Annotated in this window: 24 protein-coding genes; 3 read left to right on the plus strand and 21 right to left on the minus strand. The window is 70.7% G+C overall.

Going from position 1 to position 21,263, the window contains the following annotated elements; genetic code table 11:
* Positions 1–60: 60 nt before the first annotated feature.
* From OG764_RS30850 to OG764_RS30940, 19 genes are all read right to left on the minus strand, one after another.
* Positions 61–1,059: a phosphotransferase enzyme family protein gene (locus OG764_RS30850; protein WP_328971594.1), complete on the minus strand. Its 999-nt coding sequence runs from the start codon at positions 1,057–1,059 to the stop codon at positions 61–63.
* Between the two features lie 22 nt (positions 1,060–1,081).
* Positions 1,082–2,419, minus strand: a complete 1,338-nt coding sequence (locus tag OG764_RS30855) for a hypothetical protein (RefSeq protein WP_328971595.1) — start codon at positions 2,417–2,419, stop codon at positions 1,082–1,084.
* A complete protein-coding gene (locus OG764_RS30860; protein WP_328971596.1) occupies positions 2,310–3,296 on the minus strand; it encodes a glycosyltransferase in 987 nt (328 codons plus the stop codon). Before OG764_RS30860 ends, OG764_RS30855 begins: the two co-directional genes overlap by 110 nt.
* Entirely contained in the window at positions 3,293–3,868 is a 576-nt protein-coding gene (locus tag OG764_RS30865) for an HAD-IA family hydrolase (RefSeq protein ID WP_328973230.1), read from the minus strand. Before OG764_RS30865 ends, OG764_RS30860 begins: the two co-directional genes overlap by 4 nt.
* 325 nt (positions 3,869–4,193) lie before the next feature.
* Entirely contained in the window at positions 4,194–4,874 is a 681-nt protein-coding gene (locus OG764_RS30870) for an HAD family hydrolase (protein WP_328971597.1), read from the minus strand.
* 89 nt (positions 4,875–4,963) lie between these two features.
* Positions 4,964–6,211: a hypothetical protein gene (locus OG764_RS30875; RefSeq protein WP_328971598.1), complete on the minus strand. Its 1,248-nt coding sequence runs from the start codon at positions 6,209–6,211 to the stop codon at positions 4,964–4,966.
* A 97-nt stretch (positions 6,212–6,308) separates the two neighbouring features.
* On the minus strand, positions 6,309–6,575 hold the full coding sequence (locus OG764_RS30880; RefSeq protein WP_328971599.1) for a hypothetical protein: 267 nt from the start codon (positions 6,573–6,575) through the stop codon (positions 6,309–6,311).
* 430 nt (positions 6,576–7,005) lie between these two features.
* On the minus strand, positions 7,006–7,848 hold the full coding sequence (locus OG764_RS30885; RefSeq protein WP_328971600.1) for an SAM-dependent methyltransferase: 843 nt from the start codon (positions 7,846–7,848) through the stop codon (positions 7,006–7,008).
* A complete protein-coding gene (locus tag OG764_RS30890) occupies positions 7,845–8,399 on the minus strand; it encodes a LuxR C-terminal-related transcriptional regulator (RefSeq protein ID WP_328971601.1) in 555 nt (184 codons plus the stop codon). The genes OG764_RS30885 and OG764_RS30890 overlap by 4 nt, the downstream gene beginning before the upstream one ends.
* On the minus strand, positions 8,396–9,790 hold the full coding sequence (locus OG764_RS30895; protein ID WP_328971602.1) for an MFS transporter: 1,395 nt from the start codon (positions 9,788–9,790) through the stop codon (positions 8,396–8,398). The genes OG764_RS30890 and OG764_RS30895 overlap by 4 nt, the downstream gene beginning before the upstream one ends.
* Positions 9,787–10,803: a hypothetical protein gene (locus OG764_RS30900; RefSeq protein WP_328971603.1), complete on the minus strand. Its 1,017-nt coding sequence runs from the start codon at positions 10,801–10,803 to the stop codon at positions 9,787–9,789. The genes OG764_RS30895 and OG764_RS30900 overlap by 4 nt, the downstream gene beginning before the upstream one ends.
* Before the next feature lie 154 nt (positions 10,804–10,957).
* Positions 10,958–11,551 carry a hypothetical protein gene (locus tag OG764_RS30905; protein WP_328971604.1) on the minus strand — a complete coding sequence of 198 codons (594 nt, stop codon included), beginning with the start codon at positions 11,549–11,551 and terminating at the stop codon, positions 10,958–10,960.
* The gene (locus OG764_RS30910; RefSeq protein WP_328971605.1) at positions 11,548–12,303 is read right to left on the minus strand and encodes a hypothetical protein; all 756 of its coding nucleotides are present in this window, start codon (positions 12,301–12,303) and stop codon (positions 11,548–11,550) included. The genes OG764_RS30905 and OG764_RS30910 overlap by 4 nt, the downstream gene beginning before the upstream one ends.
* Positions 12,300–13,436: a hypothetical protein gene (locus OG764_RS30915; RefSeq protein WP_328971606.1), complete on the minus strand. Its 1,137-nt coding sequence runs from the start codon at positions 13,434–13,436 to the stop codon at positions 12,300–12,302. The genes OG764_RS30910 and OG764_RS30915 overlap by 4 nt, the downstream gene beginning before the upstream one ends.
* A complete protein-coding gene (locus tag OG764_RS30920; RefSeq protein ID WP_328971607.1) occupies positions 13,433–13,897 on the minus strand; it encodes a hypothetical protein in 465 nt (154 codons plus the stop codon). Before OG764_RS30920 ends, OG764_RS30915 begins: the two co-directional genes overlap by 4 nt.
* Positions 13,898–14,114: 217 nt before the next feature.
* A complete protein-coding gene (locus OG764_RS30925; RefSeq protein ID WP_328971608.1) occupies positions 14,115–14,681 on the minus strand; it encodes a recombinase family protein in 567 nt (188 codons plus the stop codon).
* 65 nt (positions 14,682–14,746) lie between these two features.
* On the minus strand, positions 14,747–15,322 hold the full coding sequence (locus OG764_RS30930; protein WP_328971609.1) for a DUF6624 domain-containing protein: 576 nt from the start codon (positions 15,320–15,322) through the stop codon (positions 14,747–14,749).
* Positions 15,319–15,510, minus strand: a complete 192-nt coding sequence (locus tag OG764_RS30935) for a DUF5999 family protein (protein ID WP_328971610.1) — start codon at positions 15,508–15,510, stop codon at positions 15,319–15,321. The genes OG764_RS30930 and OG764_RS30935 overlap by 4 nt, the downstream gene beginning before the upstream one ends.
* A 96-nt stretch (positions 15,511–15,606) precedes the next feature.
* Positions 15,607–16,800, minus strand: coding sequence for an ATP-binding protein (locus OG764_RS30940; RefSeq protein WP_328971611.1), 1,194 nt, complete (start codon positions 16,798–16,800; stop codon positions 15,607–15,609).
* 221 nt (positions 16,801–17,021) lie between these two features.
* Here OG764_RS30940 and OG764_RS30945 point away from each other — a divergent pair, with 221 nt between their 5' ends.
* Together OG764_RS30945 and OG764_RS30950 are read left to right on the plus strand one after the other, a co-directional pair.
* The gene (locus OG764_RS30945) at positions 17,022–18,407 is read left to right on the plus strand and encodes a Tat pathway signal protein (RefSeq protein WP_328971612.1); all 1,386 of its coding nucleotides are present in this window, start codon (positions 17,022–17,024) and stop codon (positions 18,405–18,407) included.
* 63 nt (positions 18,408–18,470) lie between these two features.
* Positions 18,471–18,962 carry a TrmO family methyltransferase domain-containing protein gene (locus OG764_RS30950; protein ID WP_328971613.1) on the plus strand — a complete coding sequence of 164 codons (492 nt, stop codon included), beginning with the start codon at positions 18,471–18,473 and terminating at the stop codon, positions 18,960–18,962.
* Positions 18,963–19,114: 152 nt separating this feature from the next.
* On the opposite strand, the gene OG764_RS30955 is transcribed toward OG764_RS30950, so the two are convergent.
* Together OG764_RS30955 and OG764_RS30960 are read right to left on the minus strand one after the other, a co-directional pair.
* On the minus strand, positions 19,115–19,537 hold the full coding sequence (locus OG764_RS30955; protein ID WP_328971614.1) for an ATP-binding protein: 423 nt from the start codon (positions 19,535–19,537) through the stop codon (positions 19,115–19,117).
* 7 nt (positions 19,538–19,544) lie between these two features.
* Complete coding sequence (locus OG764_RS30960; protein WP_328971615.1) at positions 19,545–19,841, minus strand: hypothetical protein; 297 nt, start codon at positions 19,839–19,841, stop codon at positions 19,545–19,547.
* A gap of 302 nt (positions 19,842–20,143) precedes the next feature.
* Between OG764_RS30960 and OG764_RS30965 the strand changes: the two genes are divergently transcribed.
* Complete coding sequence (locus OG764_RS30965) at positions 20,144–21,247, plus strand: helix-turn-helix domain-containing protein (protein ID WP_328971616.1); 1,104 nt, start codon at positions 20,144–20,146, stop codon at positions 21,245–21,247.
* Positions 21,248–21,263: the final 16 nt, after the last annotated feature.

Below are 21,263 nucleotides of genomic sequence, written 5' to 3' on the forward strand. Positions count from 1 at the left end.
GGGCCCGGCCGTTTTCGGGCACACGGGTGTCGTCAGAAGGTGCGGGGGGTGAGGGAGGGGCTAGCTGTCGTGGTCAGGCAGGCGGAGCTGCTGGGGCGCGGGCGGTTCTTTCCGCTCGCGCAGGCCGAGCGGGTCCTGTGGGCGCTGGCGGCGCCGGTTCGTCCACCAGGCTCCGACCGCGTTGGCCTGGGTCTGGTAGGCGGGGACGTCGTAGGCGTACCCGAGGCGGGCGATCTCGCCGTTGAGGATCACGACGAAGCCCTCGATCGCGGCTACCTCGGCCTCCTCCAGTGGCCGGATGCTGCGATAGCCCGCCAGGAGGTCCGCGGCCCGGGCCTGCTGGTAGCGGGCCCGCTCGCCCTGGAGGACGAAGAACCCGGTGGCCAGGAGCTTGGCGAGGTCGAAGACCGGTGGGGCGTGCATGACCTTGTCGAAGTCGATGAACCCGAACCGGCCGCCACCACTGCCGGCCACGACGTTGTCCCAGTGCAGGTCGCCGTGGATGGGCTGGGGCCGCAGGGACGCCAGGTCCTGGGCCAGGCGGGGAAGGATCCGGTCCCGCCACAGATGCCGGGCCACGTACCAATGTGGCAGCTCCTGGTCCGGGGAGGGAACCGGGCCGCGTTCGAAGGTCAGGCGGCGGTCGGTGAAGTCGCCCGCGTCCGGCCGGGCCAGCTCCGAGTGGAGCCGGGCAAGATCCTGGCCCAGTCCGTACGGGTCGCTCCGGTCGGCGCCGCCCTTGCCGATCCAGGTGCACACGTGAACGGTCTGCGGGCCGCCCTTGGTCTCCACCGTGCCGACGGCCAGCGTCTGCGGACACTCCACACTGTTGACACCGTCGACCAATCCGCCGATCCGGCTGATCAGAGCGGCCGGTTTCGGCGTCAGCCGAACGGCCACCTCCGGTGCCTGGGAGGACGCCGGGACGCCACGCCAGACCGCGGCCATGGTGCCGCCGGCCACCGGTTCGAACCGGTAGTCCGCCGCGTGCCACGTCCCGCTCACGCGGGCCAGGGCGTCGCTGAGCAGCTGCTCGCTGGCGCTGTCGTCGGCCGACATTCCCGTTCACCTTTCCTACCGCCTATCGCGGCGTCTTGGCCGGGGCCTGCTGGCCGTGCCGCAGGTGCCCGTGCAAGGCCGGCCAGAAAGCCAGACCCTCCACTGGCCAGGATGCCAGTACCCCGGCGACCCTCCGGCCCAGTCCCATGTCGCGCTGCTGACGCGTCGTGGCCACCAGCCCGGGAAGGACGGGGTAGGCAGCCAATGCTGCCACCGTCGCGATGCCGGCCGCAGAGCTTCGCCGGCGAATCACCCGGTGGGATTCAGCCGCGATTCCCGCCGTGACCGCCGCGGTGCTCAGCCCCCACGCCACGGGAATCGCCAGGTGGCGGGCCCGCAGCAGCCGGACCTCCCATTCCGAGAGGTTCAGCAGCCCCTGGGTGCGGCACCAATCGACCGTGATGGAGAAATTGAGCAGGCCGCGCAGCCAGGCGGTCTGCTGCAGTACGAGGTCACGGGCGGTACGGGGGACCTCGGCGATGTCGCGGCTCATCAGCAGGCCGATCGGCTCGCCCGCGAGGCGGGCCACCCATCCCAGGAGGAGCCCGTCGGCGTAGGCGTAGCGCGGGAACCCGCCGATGAACTGCAGGAAGTCACTGCGGATGAACTCACCGTGTCCGAATGTCGAGTACGGCGAGGTCCTGGACCACACCGTGTCACCGGACAGGCCCTGCGTGTTGCGGGACACGTAGTGCGACAGGGTCCACCAGGTCTGCAGCACGGCGTTTCCCGCGGCCACCTTCCCGCTGCCCTCGCGGTCGGGGACCACGTAGTCGACCAGCTGCTGGAACAGCCGCACGTCCGGCGCGGCGGCGATCTGCTGCCGCAGTTCGGCGAAGGTCTCCGGCTGCGGCCGCGAGTCGGCGTTGTAGACCCCGATCCACAGCGACTCCGTCTCCGCGGCCGCCGTGAACCGCTCCCGCGCCCACTCGACCGCGAGATCGAGCTGGGCCGCACGGTAGGGGCACACCTCCTGGCAGTGGAGCAGCACGAGCGAGTCCGGCCCGCCGGCGTCGGCGGTGAGAGCCTCCTCCAGCAGGGCGTGCGTGGTCGGCCCGGTCTGATCCGACTCCTTGACGGTCGTCACCAGGACCACCGCGTCCACCGTCTTGTCCAGTACGAGGCGGCGCCAGAAGCGCACGGTGTCCTCGGCGAGGTCGGTCTCCTGGAACATCGGCACGACGCACACCATCCGGGCAGCGTCGTCCCGGCCCGCGGACAGGGCCACGGGCAGCGCCTGCAGGGCGCGGCTACGCCGTACCTGCCGCCACTCCAACGCCCGGCGTGCCACGAGAGCGGTCGCCAGCACCCCGGCGGCCAGCGAGGCTCCCGAGGAGCGCGTACGCGTATCCGATGCCATGAACGATCTCCTGACAGGTCAGCACCGCCACCACCCGGACGGGGGACGCGGTGATCCGGCGCCGCCGGTCGACGGCGTTGTGCCACATGAGGTTCGCCGCGATGGTGCGGCTGACTGCGAGGGGTGAGTCCTGCCGGTAGCCCCGGTGCCGCCACAGGACGGCGCGGGCCCGGCCGCTGCGCCAGCAGCGGACCATGTACTGCCGGAACTCGCTGGGATGATCGTGGTGGATCGCCATCCGCGGGCTCAGAACCGCCCGCTCTGCGAGGAGCATGCGCCGGCCGAGCTCCACGTCGCTGTACGCGGGCAACAGCGCATCGAACCCGCCGCTGCCCAGGAGCGCTTCTCGCCGGTAGGCGCTGTTGCCGCCGTTGACGTACGGGGCCCCGACGATGTCTGCGCTGGAGGAGTCGTCCGTGTACCAGGAGCCGAAGGTCTCGTAGTAGTAGATCCCGTCGCGCAGCTGGCTGTAGAGGTTCGAGGGGGCGGTGGCGATCACCCGCCCGCCGAACGCGGTCGATCCGGGGTACTCGGCGCTCATACGTACGAGCTCGGGAAGCCAGGTGTCCGCCGGCACGCAGTCGTCGTCGAGGAAGGCCAGCAGGTTCCCCCGGCTCTCGTTGATCCCCGTGTTCCGGGCTCGGGCGATGCCCAGGCGCTGAGGCAGGACGATGACGCACAGGTCCTCCTCGACGCCGGTCAGCCACGGGTAGCGGGGACATCCGTCCAGAACGAGCACGATCTCGTACGACGTCGTCGGCAAGGCGGCGAACTGGGCCCGTACGGCCTGGACCAGCCGCTTGCAGCCGGTGTCCCGGGCCGTGGCGACGATGATGCTCACGGCGGGAGCGCGCGGTCCGCCCTCAGCGGTGCTCACGACAGCAGTCCTTTCGATATGAGGCACTCGTTCAGCGCCCGTGCGGATGTGAAGGTGTGCCCGGTCATTCCGAGGACCTCGCCGGCGGCCACCCAGGAGGGGGTGTCATCGACGTACAGCGCCTCGTGGAACGCGAAGCCGCCGAGCCGTGCGGCTTCCTGGTAGCAGCGGGGGTCGGGCTTGAGCAGGCCCATCTCGGCGGAGCCGAGCACCAGGTCCGCCACGTCCGATATCCCGTGGAAGGCGAGATCCGAACGCAGTCGGCCGTTGGCGTTGGACAGCAGGACGACACGCACCCCCCGGTCCCTGACCGCCTTGAGGCAGGCCACGGCCTGCGAGTCGAGGTCGCCGTGGTACCGGAGCCATGCCTCGACCGCGCCCGGCCCCACCAGCGCACCGACTTCGGCGCGCCACGTGTTGTGGTCGATGGCCCCGGCCATGGCCAGGCGCCCGGGCTGGGACTTCAAGACAGCGGGCAGGAGCGATCCTTCGGCAAGTCCGTGCCGGCGCTCGATCGCCTCGGCGACGCCCCGGTCGAACTTGATCAGTACATCGCCCACGTCGCAGAGCACAGTGGTCAAGACGTTGTGCACCACAGCCGACCCCTCCCTTAGACCGTGCCGCCGGGCCCGCATGGCCGGGGTGATCCGGCCGCGCTGGAACCCGCGCTGCGCGCCGGTCTGAAGAACCTTGCGGCGTATGCCGCACGGGCTGTTCACCTCCACAGGACATCCCATGGGCCTGTGGCACGGAAAGGGCGCGCGCTGTGGCGGTTCGGATGCCGGGGTGTGGCACCGTGTGGCGGGCTGTGGCGCTCCGCTTGGGCACACGTCGTCGCTGGCCCACCCGTCTCGCACCGTGATTCCGGACGGCCGGAGGCCCGACAGCCGGAGCGCTCTATTCGACCGCGCGGTGGAACAGGGCGCGGCGCAGCCTCGGATCGTCCAGGGAGTCGACGGTGAGGTGGCAGGCAATCTCCGACATCGTGCCGTGCGGGACGCCCACGACGTACAGACCGGCTTCGTGCGCGGCTGCGGCGCCGACGGCGGAGTCTTCGAAGGCCCACGTCTGCGCCGGCTGTGAGGCGAGTGCCTCGCAGGCGGCGAGGTAGACGTCCGGTTGAGGCTTCGGGGATCGGACCATGTCTCCTCCGACGATGATGATGTCGGTCAGATCGAAGAACCTCTGCAAATGGGCCCGCACCACGCTGGTCGGGGCGTTGGAGGCGACAGCGAGTGGGCGGGTGCCGGCCAGTTTGGCAACCAGCGCGACTGCGCCGGGCATGGGCGCGATGACCTCTTCGACCTGGCTCTGCATCAGCTCCAGGGCCTGCTTCGCGAGGGCGGGGCCGAGTCCGGGCTGGTGCAGCAGTTCGGCGAGAACCTGCCCGACTGCTTCGAGACCGAGGCCCCTGAGGCGGTTGCGGCCGCCGGGGCCGAGCTCGGTGCTGTAGCGGGCGAAGAGCTCGTCGTATGCCAGGTCCCAGGCTCTCTCCGTGGTGATCAGAAGACCATCGCAGTCGAAGACCACCGCGGCTCGCGGTCCGGGGGCGACACGGCTGAGAGCAGAGTGCTGCATCCTTTGGTCCCTCCTCGTTGAGCGGGAGCGCCGTTCGTGGTCGGCGGCGCGTATGTACTGGTCGGCTGTGCTCGCGGATGGCCGGACCGTTAGGCGGCGGGGCGCATGGAACGGATCTGGTCTCGGAGGTCGTCGGCGCTGCGGTGGCCGGGGAAGCGCCGTCGCAGGTCGAGGTCGAGCTGATGGGCACGGTCGAGGATGGCTTCGACGACCCTGGTACCGGCGAGGGCCTCCTGGCCTGCGCGGACAGCCTCATCCGGATCACCGAGGGCTGCGTGTGCCAGAGCGAGATCCAGTTCGGTAAGAGCCAGACGGGTGGGTGCGGCGGCCGGCGCGACCATCGAGCGGTAGAGGCCGATCGCGGCTGTCGCCGCGTTGTGAGCCTGCTGCGGACGGCTCAGCCATAGAAGGGACGAGGCGTTGATCGAGTCGATGGCCGCGCTGTCGAACCCGAAGAGCCCGCTTCGGCATTGGGGAACTTCCGGACGGTACTCGTCGATACGTCGTGCTGCTTCGCGATAGCCGTCCTCGTTGCCCAGGCGAGCATGTACGCGCGCCAGTTGGGCTGTGAGCCGGTACACGGCCTCGCTCCGGCGGGGGGCCACGGCCAGTCCGCGCGTTGCGGCGGCGAGCGCGTCCAGCGGTCTCTCGTTGTAGAGAGCGTCGGTCGCGAGTACGTCTTCCGCCCATGCGGTCACTTCCGGGGCGTCGGCCTGCTGCCCGTGCGCGCTCGCGTCGGCGGCGAAGGCCGACACAGCACCGTGATCACCCGTGTCGTGTGCGATCCAGGCCAGGACTACCGAGAGCATCCCGGCGTGGCGCGCGATCTCACGCCCCTCACGGAGCGTGTGGCGCCGGTGGTGCAGCAGCTCATGGGCCGCACGCCGGTGACGCATGGCCAACTCCCACAAGTCTCCCGGCACACGGTTGGGATAGACCGCGGTGAGTTCATGGACCGCCACGTCAAGATCGGCGAGGTCGGATGCGGCCAGTTCCGAGGAGGTGGCCTGGCGGGCGAAGGCATTGGCGACGTCCACTGCACCAAGCCCGGCCTGCACAGGCAACGCGCGTGGCAGCCCCAGTTCAGCGGGTGCGACGGCACAGCCACGAAGCCTGCTCACTGTCTGGGCGAGGAGGTCCGGCAGCGGGTGCTGCGGCACCTGCCCGTCATTGATCCAGTGACCGATGCGCGTACGATCCGGTCGAATATCGGGCCGCCCATTCGCCTGCGCGGTCGCCCGCAGTTCCCGCGCGAACTGCGCATAGCTGAGACCGGTTTGCCGGACCCACCATCCCAGCTTCTCGTTTCGGCGCTGTGCCGGTATCTGCGTGCTCATCAGGTCCACATCTCTCAGGCGAGGGCCACATATCGGGGATGGCCTGCATCGCGGACGGTCGGCGTACGGCGTAGCTGACCCTGTGGGGCTGGCCGGTTCAGACGGGTCGCAGTGCCTCGGCAAGGGCCCGCGGGTCCAGCAGGTCACCGGAGCCGTCGGGCGGCACGACCCAGCTCCACGGCGGGACGGACAGCTGCCCGGGCTCCGGGCAGCGCAGCACTTCCCCGGCCGCGCCCGTGAGCAAAGCTCCGCCGGGAATCTGACGCCCGTCGGTCATGCCGGGACGGACCACGAACGTCCACACGTGCCCTGCTTCGAGGGTCGGGGTGTTGGCCAGGTCCCAGCCCTCGAGAACCCTGACCACCCTGGCCGCGGAGGGCGCAGCGACGCGCACAACGCACAGGCCGCGGCCGAGCGGGATATCGGCGAGGAGAACACGGGCCCAAGGGTTACGGCTTCTGGTCGGCCGGGGGAAGCCAGCCTGCTCGGCAAGCCAGCGGGCCCCCGGCGAGAACGAGGTACTTCCCGCTCCAGGCGCGCGCCGTACTGGCAGTGCCGGGGTGCTGCGCCGACGGTGCGGACCGTGCGGACCTGGGTTGCTGCGGGAACCTTCGGCCGGCGTGGTGACCTCCTCGCCCGGTGCCTGCGCACGGACACGGGACGCGGTCATGAGGCGGCTCCCGGAGCTCGTTCGGAGGAGCCAGTGTCGGGGAGGGGGTCCGCGGTCGAGCCGTAGGGCCGTTGCGGGGTAGTCCGCTTCACGTCGAAGGCGCCGTGAGCAGCAGTGGGAGCGGTCACGGCAGCCTCCTGGCCGGTTTGATGGCGATGCCCGCGTACGCGGCCGAGACCTGCTCGGGGGCCGCCCGGTCGGGATGGTTCGCGTGCCAGCCGGCGACCGGCACCAGACCGGATCCCAGCTGACCCCACCCGCCGAACATCGCGCTCACCACGGCGTGGGGCCGCGGCTGGTAGGTGATGCCTGCTACTTCGTACGCGGACGTGAGCTTGGACATCACCTCCGCCAGGCCGTAGTCGGTGGTGGCGTGGCTGATCGACAGGACACTGCCCGGCGCCAGCCAGCCCCTCAACGCGGCGAGGACTTCGCCGGCGGTGTGGTCGGGGAGGTAGGGCAGGACGTCGTGGGCGAGAACCGCGGTGGGCACGTCCCGATCCAGGATCCCGCTGACGGTGAGGTCGTGGAGGACGTCGGGGAGATGGCGAAGGTCGGCCAGAAGGTGGTGCACGCCGGCCGCGCCACAGGCCGCGGCCTGTGCATGGGCGAGCGCGATGCGGTCACCGTCGATGTAGACGACGGTGGCGGCGGGGTGGTGGGGGTGGATGAGGTGGTGGATGTCGGGATGGCCCGTGTCGGGGGCGGGGTAGCCGCAGCCGAGGTCGAGGTATTGGCGGAAGCCGAGGTGGGCGAGGTGCTGGGCGGTCAGGGTCCGGTAGGCGCGGCCGATGCGGGCGGCCGAGTCGAGGTGGCTGAAGATGGCGCGGAGCTGGTCGGTGAGGGCGGTGTCGGCCTCGTAGGCGTCGCGGTGGCCACCGATCAGGAGGTGGGCGATCCGGCTGGCGGATGGCCGGCGCAGCGCGTCCTCACCCAGCGGGATGACGCCGTAGTCGGGGGCGGTCATGAGGTTCGCCTTCTGGGCGCAAGGGTGTTGGGGAGGTTGGTGCGGATCGTGGTCCCGGGGTCGGAGGGCACGGCGGCGGCAGGCTGAGCTGGTGGTCCGGGGCGCAGGAAGCCCAGGGCGTGGGCGATCCCGATGAGGTGCGCGGGATCGGTGGCCTGCATGGTCCGCATGAGTTTGCGGGTGCGGGTTCCGACGGAGGTGGGGGCGATCTGTGCTGCCTCGGCGATGTCGGCAGCGAGCGAGTGCTCGGCGAGGGCCCGCAGCAGCAGGAGCGTCCCCCGGGAAGGCGTGAACGGTTCGAGCTTCGGCGGGAGGGGTGGCGGATCGACCAAGCGATACCGGAGCAGGGTGTGGGCGAGGACTGCGCGTGAACAGCGCTTCTCGCCGTGCAGGCGTACGCGGATCCGCCGGAGGTGGGTGGTGACCGTGCTGGGCGACACCCAGCATTCCTTGGCGATCTTCGTGTTCGACCAGCCCTCGACCACGTGCTGCGCGATCGGCCGTTGCACGGGAGTCAGCGGTGCGACGGCGGAGGGTGCTTGGGACGTCATGGGGAGAAACTCCTCCGGTTCGCAGCTGGGCCGTGGGGTGGCTGGAGTACCGGGCCGCCTTCCTCTCGGGGAAAAGAGGATTCGGGCAGGTGGGTGAGGAGACGGATGGGCGAGAGCCACAGAGCGAGCGCGGAGCCGGCAAGGACGACGGTCCCGGCGAGAAGCGTCGCCCAGACCCCGGCGGCCGCAGCGAGGACAGTGGCGGCGAGAGCAGCGAGGGGGCGGCTGCCGGCCACCATCCAAGTCGCGGACTGCTGCGTGCGGGCCTGGAGCTTGGGTAGGCAGAGACGAAGGCGGACCAGCCGGACAGTCGCGGTCGCGCAGGCCGCGGCCGCGAGCTGAACAGCCCCGGCCACCACCAGCACTGCCACCCACGCCCCGCCGGGCCGGGCCATCAGGAGCGGCACCTCCAGAACCGGGTACACGGCGACGCTCACGATCAGGGTCTTCCCGGGCCCGGCCCGGTGGATGAGCCGCGGGGAGAGGAGGGCTCCGGCCAGGTATCCGGCCCCGGACGCGCCCATGATGATGCCGAGTCCGGTGGGCCCGACCTGGATCACGGTCAGCAGGTACCAGGACGAGAAGGCGGTGACGACGCCCGCTCCGGCGCCGGTGATGCCGAGGCACAGGGCCAGAGGCCGCAGGATCGGATCGCCCAGGGTGTAGCGGAGCCCATCACGGATCTCGGTGATGAGCGTCGTGCGGCGTGCACCGGCCCGGTGTGAGGGCAGGGCGGGGAGGCGGGAGGTGCACCAGGCCGAGATCAGGTAGGAGAGGCTGTCGGCCGCGATGGCCCGGGCCGCGGTAGTAACGGCGAGAAGGCCGCTGCCCAGGTACTGGCCGATGGTGGAGGCGGCGCCCAGGACGGCTTCCTGGCGGGCCGTGGCCTGCTGGAGCAAGGCGGGAGCGGCCAGTTTGACGAGGACCACGCTGGCGGCGGCCTGGTGCAGGACGGTGACACACCCCAGGGCGAGGGCGACGGTGTAGAGGACGGACATCGTGAGGGTGTGTGAGGCCGTCGCGGCGGGAATGGCCGCAACCAGGGCGGCCGCGGTCAGATCGGTGGCGATCAGCACGGTCTTGACCGGGTACCGGTCGACGATCGCCCCCGCGGGCAGCGAGACGATCAGATACGGGATCTGGGAGAGCAGGTAGAGGTGGGCCGCCTGTGCGGGGCTGGCCTGGAGGTAGAGCATGGCGATGACGGGTAGGGCGACGGTGTGGACACCAGTGCCGGCCAGGCTCGCCGCCTCACCCGTCAGGTACCAGTTCACCGCCCGATGCCGGCGCTCGGGAGTGGTCAGGGCATCGGCCGGTCCCCGGGCGGGCCCGTCCGTTGCGGCGTTGCTGCCGGTCGCGGGGCGGGCCGGGGCGGGGTTGCGATCGTTCATCCGCGGCCTCGCAGCTCGACGCGCTTCTCACGCAAGAGGCCGTAGACGACGCTCACGGACAACCCGGTCGCCTGGGCGATCTCAGCGACGCGCAGCTGTTTGACGTCGTACGCGTAGGCAGCCTCGGCGCCGGCCTCCTCCCGCTCCCATCCGGTGAGGTGCTTGTCCCTGTTGCGGGGGGTCAGCGGAAGCTCGGCGGGGGGCGGTGCGGGATCTGCGGGCAGGGTGGCGAGGGCCGCGTCGATGGCGGTGGCGAGCCAGGCGACGTGCCATCTGCGGGCCGTGGGCTCCAGCGGCGCGAGGACCCAGGAGCCCACAGACAGCGCGGCATTCACGAACGCCTGCTCACCGCTGGTGGCGACGGGCGGCAGGGCGGCCTGGACGTGGGCGGCCATCGCCCGCAGGCGATGCCAGGAGTCGACATCCGCCCGGGCGGGCAGAGGGATCCGGCGCCCGTCGTGCCGCAGCATCGTGACCGTCACGAGGATCTCGTCCCGCGTGAACACCACACGGTGGTGGGGCGCCGGTTCGGACACGCGTGGAGGGCGAGGCAGTTTGCGGGCGTTGCGGGTGACCACCCACTGGCCGCCCGCGCGCCGCAGCAGCCCTTGGCTCTGCAGTTGGCGGGGCAGGTCCGGCAAGGTGCCGACGTTGAACAGGACTTCCGCGAGGTCTATCCGGAAGACGCTGCCCGCCGGGTGGAGTCCCGTGGCCAGCTGCATCCGTACTTGCTCTACCGCCCAGTCCACCGTCAGGGTGGGTAAGTCCTGCTGGACACGCACCCGGTACAGGCCGCCGTCAGCACCACGGTCCCTGACCTGCTCGAGGAACTGCTCGCGATGAAGGAGCTCCAGGGCCACAGCGGCCGAGGCCGGACGCACGCCGAGGTCGGCAGCCAGCTGCGGCACCGTCAGCGGCTGCGTACGGGTGTACAGCCGGTATTCGGCGGCGGAGCGAATCCGGCCGGCGATCTCGACGGCTTCAGTCTCCGTACCGGCACTCGGCGCAGGCACGGTGGTGGCGCAGGAAGCCAGGAGCTGGCCTACCGCACGCGCCTGCTCAACGAAGGCCAGGGCCCTCTCCTGACTCCAGAGCTCCTGCAGCCCGTCTCCGGTCTGGGTCCCGGCCTCGCGTGGAGGATGACCGACAGCCGGCGTCATGGTGGCGCTACCCATGCCTGGCAGCCTTCGCGCGAGCCGGGGCCCCGGAGCGATCCGGTTCCCGTGTGGCGGTGGACGGCTCGCGGACATAGAGGCCAGGGCCATGCGGTCCACGAGGGCGGAACTGAAGGAGTCCGGAGACGATCAGCGGGCGGCTCGCGCGCCGGACGTGGGCCACCGGCACCTGGCAGTCGTGCGCGATCAGCCCCATGGGCAGGGCGTCGCCGGGCCCGTAGGAGAGGGCCGCCGTTTCGAGGTAGGCAGTGATGACCGCGTCGTCGGGATGCACCATGCCGGGGCCAACCACGGACACACCGCGACCGCGGCCGCTGAAGAAGACGTCGCCGCGCTGTTCCAGGACCGCCAAGGCCGCTGAGGTCAGCTCTTCTGGCAGGCCCAGTTCGGTGCTGAGCAGACCCACGGCGCGTGCCCGGGAGATCCGGCCAGCCAACGGCACGGCGGAGCGACTCAAGTGACGGCGCAGTGCCAGCACCGCCCGCGCCAGGTCCCTGCTCAGGGCGGCGGAGCGCCTTGTAGGCCGAGGCCGGTCATCCGGTATCCGCGAGAAGGAGCGGTGCCGCTGGGGCGCTGTGGTGATCATCCGTGGTTCCTGTTCAACATGTCAGGGCTGGTAGACGAGGGAGGACGGTGCGGGCACCGCGGCTCAGTGGGCAGCCGGCGGCGGGCGTGCAGGGCGCGGAGGCGGACGGTCAGATCCCGGTCGATGCGGGTGCCGGTCAGCTCCCGGACCATCTGAGTGGCCACCGTCCAGCCCAAGGCCGGCGTTTCGTACTTGGCGATACCTGCGCCCTGCCGTTCGATGCCGCGCGGGCCGAGCCGGTACGTGGTGCCGTAAATGCCGTAGAGGATGGGCCGTTTCACCCACAGCGCGACGGCCTGGCCCAGGCTCGGGCATCGCTTGACGGAAAGGCGGGCGTCGCGGCGGCAGACGGGCGGGGTCGCCTCGATGAGGCCCTCTCCCCACTGCGTATCCCCATCCGACGGGGACTCGGGCCCGCCGGGCAGCACGAACAGCCACCCGTCCGCGCTACGGGCGGGCGGGCCTGCACAGATTTGGCAGAGCAGCTCGCTCATCAAATGGCGCTGGCGTCGGGGATGCGGACGCCAGTTCTCCACCTGCCCAACCGCATCGGAGTGCTCGGGGACCCGGGTCCACAGGCCGTCCTCGTTGTCGCGGTCGTCCTCGCGCTCGTCGGCATACCCGAGGGAGCCGTCACCTCGCAGGGTGAGGTGTGCGAGTTCAGGCTGCTCGGAGGCCAGGGCCGCGATGTACGGCCGAAGGACCCTCGCACGCGGGGAGAGGACGGCGGTGACCTTGGCCGGGATGCTCATCGGGCCCCCCTGTCAGCGTCGGCTGTCAGCGTGCCGGTGGGCTGGAGATGCGAGTCGAGGAGGCAGGCGAGCTCGGGGTGGGGCTGGGCAGGCCGGGTCAGCAGGTAACGCAGTCCCGTATCCGTGCTCAGGCACCGGACCGGGGTCCACTGGCCATCGATCCACACGTCGGCGAGCGGAAGCGGGGCCGTGCAGCGTATGGTCCGGGCTCCGGCCCGGTGCGAGGCGTGGGAGACCCAGGCGGAGAGGAGGCGGGCCAGATGCCGGGTTTGGCCGGGCAGGGTGCACATGTGGGTGACGGTGACTTCTGTCCCGGGACCGCCCTTGCCCTGGTCATCAGGGTGTTCCAGGGTGACGGCGCCGACCAGGGCGCTTCCTTGCAGGAGCGCCCAGCCGCCGTCGAGAGGGTTGGCATGGAGACGGGTGGGGTTGTGGAGGAAGCCACTGGTCTGCGGCCGGATGCCGAGGTGCCCGCGCTCGCCCAGCCATCTGTCGCGCTCCGTGATCATCCGGAGCAGGGCCGCACGGTCCCCGTCCTCCAGGCGCCGCACCGTGAACAGCGGCACCCCCGGTACCAGCGGGGTGTGTTGGTCGGTGGTGACGTAGGCGGGCAGCGAAGGGGTACGCCGGGAGGGATGGCTCAGGAGCACGGGGCCCGGGCGGGTTCTGGCACTGGGCGCGCTGCTCCAGCCGGCGGCGAGCAGCACAGTGCGGATCGCCGGAGAGTCCGGCTCGTGTTCGACCGCCTCGGCGTTGCGGCGGGCCGCGTGGTCGAGGAGCCAGGCCACCGTCACGCGGGCCAGCGAGCTCTGCCCGGGAAGGGGCGGGGCAATGAGCGTGGTGACCTGGAGGATCCGGCGATGACGTGTCCCCCGGGTGGGCAGAACCTCGACGAGGGCCCCGATATGGCCTTCATCCCGGTCGGACAGGACCCACACCTCGCCGCCCCACCGCGGGCCGCACGCCAACCGCTCCAGGACACCGGCAGCGTCCGCACCCCGCACCGCAGGCACGTCGCCCCGCCTGTGGGCGTGGTCGAGGTGGGCCATGAACAGCATCCGGATCGCCACCGCGTCATCCGCCGAGGCCCGCCGCATCACGTACGGGGCGGGAGCGAGAGCGTGGCTCGTCATTGGGCACCGATTTCGTCGAGGACGGTGCTGAGTACGGCCGCGAGGCGGCGCAGCTGTCCGAGGGAGCAAGGCAGGGCCGGGGCCGTGTCGCCCAGAGCGAGGCGTGCGAAGTTCACCGTGGGCAGGGTCAGCGTGAGGACGGTGAGGGAGCTGCTGCTGATCAGGCAGGCGAGGTCGCGATGGAGCCGGTAGCGCAGGAGGTCCCGCTCGTGCTCGGTCAGGACTTCGCCTTCGTCCCAGACGGTGTTCAAGTCGGCGTACAGGGGGCTGTTTTCGGCTACCAGGTCCGCGATTCGGTCGACGGCGAGCCGCTCTCGCAGCCGCCACAGCGTCGCAGCGTCCGTCGTGGCCAGACCGCGGTCCGGCCGGGCGGGCGGTACGCAGCGGTCAGGTGTGACGGGTACAGCGGGCGGTAACGAGGCGGGGGAGCAACCCGTAACGGACGGCAGCACGGTCAGCATGCGGTTCTGCTCCTTCGACGGGTGACGAGGACGGCTCGCACAGCACGGTGTTCGATCCTGGTACGGGCGGGAACGTGCGCCGCACCCGCCAGACGCGTCGGGGTGCCAGAGGCCACGGTGAGCCGATCCGGGCCGGGATCCGGCGGGCAGGCCGGCGTCAGCCTGCACAAGGGATCGGGCCCACGTCGTCGCGGTGTCATGCTGCTGCTGGCTGCGTTCACCGGGCCGCCCCGACCATGCGGCCGGACAGGGTCCTGCGGTGGTCTGCTGCGATCAGACGCACCCCGCGCGCGCTGAGCAGGGCCCGGATGCCGGTGAGGGTCCACAGGCTGTCTTCAGCGCCGGTGCCGTCGGGGGGCAGGTGGTCCAGGGACGGTACAACGAGGATCTGGACAGACCGGTCCTCGACGAGTTCGAGGACCGCGCGAAGGCCCGGGCGTTCATGGCCGGCCAGCGGGGCGAGGTCGTGATGGCGCAGGGGTTTCGCCGTGCAATAGCGGGCGGCCGCCGTCTCCATGTCCGCGAAGGCGCGCTCGCCCGCCCCCGGAGGCACCACGGCATAGACGGCCGCGGTCGCCCGCTCCTTGACGTGCTCCTCAGCCCTGGCCACAAGGCCGCGCAAGCCAGCCGAATCAGTGAACGAGGGCCGCTCCGCTTCCTCGATCAGCACGGCGGTGGCCGGGGACGACGGGAGGGCCAGCAGCCAGCCGAGGAGCGTCTCCAGGCGCGTGCCGAGTATGGCATCGGCGGCCACACTCCGGCGGGGGAAGTCCTCAGGAGGCATGGGGGATTCCAATCAGGGCAGCACGAACGGACAGCACGGCCGGACGCCGTACAGGGAGAGAGGGATCAGGAGGCGAGGCGGCGGGTCTGGTGACGGGCCAGCTCCTGGGCCAGCGGGGGCAGACACATCTCGTTGCGCCGCGTGTCCAGGCCGTCCGGGTCCGCCACCGGGTAGGGGCGCCCGAGGGCGGGGTTGATGGCGGTGGCGTACAGCTGGGGCTGCGCGAGGCGGACCAGGCACCAGTCGACGACGTAGGCCAGGTGGACCTGGGAACAGGCGCCGTCCTCGACGGCGGCCGCGATCAGATCCCGGCAGCGCAGCAGGAAGGCGTGGTCCTGACCGTGGAGAAGGATCCGCAGCGCGGCCGTGGCCGCCTCGTCGCCGACGAGGTCCACGGACGGCCACCCGTGCTGGTTCACGACACGGACGAGCGCGCGCTCATGCTCCGTGCGGGCGGCCGCGACCTCACGGAGCCAGTACGCGACGCCCGGCAAGCGTGCGGAGCGCGCTGTCAGGGCTTCATCGCGGGCCGACCACGCGATCAGCATCTCCGGGAGCGAGGGCGAGGAGTCCTGGACGGCCTGGTCTGCGGCCGGGGCGGGGGCCACGGCAGAGGGCATCGTGCTGAAGAGCGTGGTCATGCCGCCCTCGCGTGCGCCCGCACCGGGCTCACGATGGCTCCGTCGGGGGTCAGCGCACCGGTGTCCTCGAAGATCAGTGTGCCGTTGCAGAGCAGGGACCAGCCCTGTTCGGGATGGGATGCCACGCTGCGCGCGGCATCCCAGTCAGGGGCCGTACTGGACGGACACGAGGGCCTGTGGGTGCACATGCTAATGGTCCCTTCGGGAGTGCTTGGAGTCAGTTCGACGCTCTGATGGACGGTGGTGCGGAGGAGTTCGGGCGGTCTGCCGGCCCGGGGAGGCTCTCACCAAACACCTTCGCGCTCGGGCCGCCCGGCAACGGACGTATCGGCGTAGCCGGACGCGTGCTCCCCGGTAGGGTGGGCCCGTACGGAGCGGACGGCCTGTTGGAACGCCGCGACCGGGCTCGGTGTGATGGGTGCCCTATCGGGGACGGAGCCGTGGCCGGGCCCTTCCGGTACCGGGACGGTGGCGGCTACGAGCAGGTTTTCGGGCACCTGGACGACGACCCGCAGTCCCCCGAGCGGGGACCGGTCCAGATACACCCCGAACCCGTAGGCCGCAGCGAGCGCACCGACCGCCGCGAACCCGCTCCGCGCGGCCAGCGCCCGTACCGGCAGCTGTTCCTGGCCTGCCAGGACCTTTCGAGTCCGGGTGTACTGCTCCTCGTTCAGGCCGGGACCGTTGTCGTCGATCGCGATGTCCAGGCCTCGGCCCGCCAGCCGGGGCCACACCGCGACCTTCCCCTGCCCGGGTGTGCCGTGGCGCAGGGCGTTGTCCATGAGTTCGGCCAGGGCGATGGTGACGGCTTCAGCGGCCCAGCGGTGGACCAGCACGTTGTGGGTGGAAGGCAGTTCGACCCGCTGATAGTCGCTGGTGCGGCCCTGGGCCCCGCGCAGGACGTCCATGAGCGCCACGTCCATTTCCCGCGGCTGAAGGCGGAGGGTTCCGGTGGCGGCACCCAGGATCTGGGCGCGTTGGATGATCAGGCTGGTTCCGTGGTCCAGCCGGTACAGGCGCTCCAGCTGACCGGGGTCGGAGGCGAACTCCAGTACCTGGCTCATGGACTGCTGCTGACGCACGACCAGGCTCATGACCGGCTCGAGCATCACCCGCAGTGCTTGCGTGGCAGCCGCTTCGGCTTGGTTGTCGGCGGCGTTCAGTAAGGCCGCCACCTGGCGCAGCACCACCTGCTGTGCTTCGGTGAACTCCGCACCGACCAGGTCGGGGTGAAGGGGTGGCCCCGCGAAGGTCTCATGGGCGGGGCGGGGGCCGGCGGCCATCTTGGGCAGACGCACTGTGGCGGTGTGTAGCACTTCCTCGCCCTGGGCCTTGAGCGTCTTGGCGGCCTCGGCGTCCGCTGCGCTCCGGGCGCTGGCGGCTGCCGTACGCTTCGCGCGCCCCAGGACGGCACGCGCCGCGCAGGCCGTGCCCAGGCTCGGGGACAGCGCCAGGGCGATGGTGGTGAGCTCGTTCACGTCAGCTCCTCACGGAGAGTCGAGATCGGACGGCGAACAGGTCGCGGAACACGACCGGCCCGTAGGGCTGAGCGGTGTCTGGATTCCCACCCCTGTCTGGGAGTTGGGCCATAGGGTGGGTTGCAGAAAGCAAACCGCTTACCTCGCCGTGCGGGCAGACCCCAGCACTGGGCAACCCCACAAAACCAACAAAAGATCGTTTCGAGGAGAAGGGGCGCACGGTGGCCCGTGAACGCAACACGCTGCTGGCCTCGGTGATCACCGAAACCGGCTGGTCCCAGCCTCAACTGGCCGCCGCGTTCGTACGGGTCGCCACCGAGACCGGAGTGAGCGAGCTCGCGTCTGTGAGCCAGCAGCACGTCTCGGCCTGGGTGAATGGCACACGGCCTGCTCCCCGAGCGGCGTCTATCTTGTGCGAGACGCTCTCGCGCCGTCTGGCACGTGTCGTTACCCCAGCGCACATCGGGCTCGCCTCGCTCGCCGCCGGGGCTGACGATGTCCGGCCGGCCTGGGACATCGACACGGCCACCGCACTGGCAGATTTCGGGGACAGCATGAGCATGGACCGGCGCACCGCGCTCTCCGCCACGGCGTACTCGGTGGCGGGCGCCGCCCTGCCCCCACCCGCCTGGTGGGACCAGACCCGCGACCACGCGCGCACCCGCGAACCCCGCACCCACCTGACGGTTACGGCCGGACACGTGGCCGCGATACAGGACGCCACCCGCTTCTACTCCAGCCAGGACCAGCGCCTGGGCGGTGGCGCGGGCCGCACCGCCCTCGCCGCCTACTTGCGCACCGACGTCGCCGCATACCTCTCCGGACGCTTCCCTTCCGAGCAGGTACGGCGCGACCTGCTCATGGCCGCCGCCGAGCTCGTCTACCTCGCCGGATGGACCAGCTTCGACACCGGCGAGCACGCGGTCGCCCAGCGGCAGTTCGGGGTCGCGCTGCGCATGGCCGCCGAAGCCGATGCGCCGGCGCTGGCCGGGCACATTCTGCGCGCGGCCGCGCACCAGGCCGTTGATCTGCGCCATCCCCGCCGGGCGCTGCAACTGGCCGAAGGATCGATGGCCGAGCGCCGCTACAAGCTGGCTACACCCCGAGAGCGGGCCCTGCTGGGTGTGGTCCATGCCCGAGCTCTGGCGGTGAGCGGGCAGAAGAAGGAGGCGCTGGCCGCGCTGAACCGCGCGAGCACTGACCTGGCTGCAGCCGACTCGGGCGTCGAGGAACCCGCCCGGGTCGCCTTCTTCGCCGAGGCGTCCCTGTCGCACGAGATGGCCTGCACCATGCGGGACCTCGGCGATCTCAAGGGCGCCGAAGCCGCCTTCCAACGCAGCGTCCGCACCCGAGCCCTCCCCTACGCACGCACGCACGCCGTGACCCTGGGATACCTCGGCGATGTCCAGGTCCGCCAAGGCCACCTCGACGACGCCTGCCACACCTGGAACCGGGCCCTGGACGCCATGGCCGGCATCCGCTCCGGCCGTACCCGCGACACCGTCGTCCAGATGCGCCGCTCCCTCTCCCCGGTCAAAGGCCGCGGCGGCAGCACCGCCGTCGCCCTCGATCAGCGGGCCCGCGAGTTCCTCGCCCACGTAGCCTGACCCCGCCACGACAGCACCAAGCTGCCGGAGCCGAGCTCCGGCCAGATGGATCGGGGGGACCTCATGACCGACCAGACCTTCACCTACACACCCGTCGCCACCGTCATCGGCGGCCACACCACACCCCTGGACGACTATCAGGGCGGCACCGAGGCCGTCATTCGCCTCAACCCAGACTTCCCCGAAGAAGTCCTCCGGGGGATCGAGGAGTTTTCGCATCTGCAGGTCACTTGGCCCTTCACCCTGGCCTCGCCCACCGACGTGGAACTCCACGCCCGCAGTCCCCGAGGGAACCCCCGCTGGCCGGCCACCGGCACATTCGTCCATCGCAACCACCGCAGGCCGGCGCAACTTGCGACGTCCTTCCCCCGCCTTCTTCGCGTGGAGGGACTGGACTTGCACGTCACCGACCTCGATGCCGTCGACGGCACCCCTGTGATCGACCTCGCCCCTTACTTCCCGCAGATGGGCCCCCGCGGCACGGTCACCGTCCCCGCCTGGCCTGGCGAGATGCTCACCGACTACTGGGTCAACCACAGCGACCGTCCCGAGTGAGTTGGAGGGCCGGCGGACTAGTGAGCAAGGTCTGCTGTTCATGAGCACCGTCCGAGCAGTTCGTCGTATCGGTGGGAAAGCCTTCTTCCCGCCTGCGCCTAGCGCGGGACATCCGGCCGAGGGCTGCAGTCGGACGCCTGGGCCGGTGCGGGTCAGCACGCGCGCGCTCGTCCGGCTAGCTGTGCCGTCTTGAACAGCGTCCAGACGATCTTGCCGCTGGGCATACGGTCCTCGACGCCCCAGCAGTCGGACAGCAACGCGACGATCTGCAGGCCCCGGCCGGTGGTGTCGGTCTCGCCCGCAAACGCGATCTCGGGTTCGCGGCGGTGGCGGGGACGGCTGTCGTGCACTTCCACGCGTACGAAGTCTTCGTTGGCGTCCAATTTCACGACGAAGCCGTGCTCGGTGTAGCTCCCGTGGGCCAGGGCGTTCGAGGCGAGCTCGGAGACACAGAGCCGGATGTCCTCGGTGGCGCCGCGAAGACCCCACGAGCTCAGGGTTGTGACGGCAAACTCCCTGGCCAGGCCAACCGACTCGGGCCGAGGGTCGAAGAACTTCTGCTTCACATCGAGCATCGGGGCCTCACGTCTCGGTATCTAGGGCTGGTGTGGGGTTGGGGCCGAAGCGGCGGCGGACTGGCACCGGGTCCGGCCCCGTGGGGTTGTGGACCACCGGGCGGCGCCTGCCGGGTCCCCGGACCAGCAGCAGCCGGGCGTCGGCCGCAGCGATCTGGGCCTGCCTCGGGGCTGCTATCTCCTTGGGGCCCAGGTGGGAGGCGGCCGGCAGGACGACGCCGTAGGTGTCGGGCAGTTCTAGGACGTCGATCAGGCCGGTGAACGCTGCCACCGGCCCGCTGCCGGAGTCGCGTTCTGTGAACACTCCCGAGAGCGTCAGCTCGTGCTGGCGGCAGTACTCGGCCAGAGCCTCATTCAAGGCCATCTGGCGGGCTGGGGAGACCCGGACCAGACGCAGGTAGCCGTAAACGACCGGACCGCTAACGTCGCGATGCTCGGTGAGGGGTTGCATGCTGATGTCTGTCCAAAGGTCCGGCGGATGGTGTCACTGCTCAGCCTGGACCTGCTCGAACGCTGCGGAAATGACCGCCTGTTGTACTTCCGTTGCACTTGTGTCCCCCCGCTCGTGCGGGCCGTGCTTCGATGGCGGCAGGAAGGGAGCAACGTGTGGCGACCGTGCACCACTGGACAGGCCTGGAGGCCAAGGCCCTGCGTCTCGCGCTGCGGCTGAGCGTCCGAGCATTCGCCGGCCAGCTCGGCCTCGGCATCAGGACGATCTCCAAGTGGGAGAAGCTCCTGGCCGCGACCGAACCCCGCCAGGACACCCAGGCGATCTTGGATACGGCCCTGGCCCGCGCGGATGCCGCCGTCCACCTCCGCTTCGAGACGTTCTTGTCCGAAGCCGGTCGGACCGCTCCTGCCGCCAGTGCCCACAGGGTGACGGCGAGTGGGCCGCTGGCCTGGGAGTACGAGTCTTGGACCGACGATCTCGACCGGGCCGTGGTGGCTCTCTCCCGGCAGGACTTCACCTTCGCCGACAGCCTGATCCGCCGCTGGCTCGGCCGGTTCAAGCCGGCCACGCTCGATGACAAGGGCTTATATCTCTTCGCCCGCTCAACTGCCTTGCTGGGTGATCTCCAACGCGACCAGGGAGCCGTGATGGGCCCGCTGTCGGCCCAGCACTCCTATGCCTCGGCGAAGTCTTTGTTCGGGCAGCTGGACATTCCCCGCCGTGTCGCCCAGCTCGACCTGTCCCTCGCGGTCGTTGCGGAGATGTCGGGACGGCTTGAGGTCGCCGCCCACCAGTACGAGTCCCTGGCCGTCGACGACCGGCTCTCCCGCCGTGACCGGGCCCGTGCCCGACTGTGGGTGGGAACGGCTCTAAGCAAGGACGGCAACCACAGCTATGCCTCGCGCGTCATGCTCGCCGCGACGCGGGAGTTCGAGGACCTCGCCGAGCCCGAGGACTGGTCGGTGGCCCATCAGAAGCTTGCTCTGGCCCACCGCGGGGCCGGCGACTTGGCCTCGGCCCTGCACTTCATCTCCATTGCCCGCAGCACGGCCGCCACCGACGCACCGATGCAGCGGGTTCGCTTGGAAACCGCCCACGGCCACATCCTCCTGTCCGATGCCGCGACCCGCGATGATGGCCTTCACGTCCTCGACAAGGCTGCGCGACTGGCCGGGCAGTTCGGCCTAAGCCACCAGCTGGCCAGTATCGAGGGCATCAGGGCCACGAGCGAAGGGGCCGCTGGCCCCCGACGACGGTAACCAGGGAGAAGATCGC

The organism is Streptomyces sp. NBC_00239, assembly GCF_036194065.1.
In the GTDB taxonomy this organism is placed as follows: Bacteria; Actinomycetota; Actinomycetes; order Streptomycetales; family Streptomycetaceae; genus Streptomyces.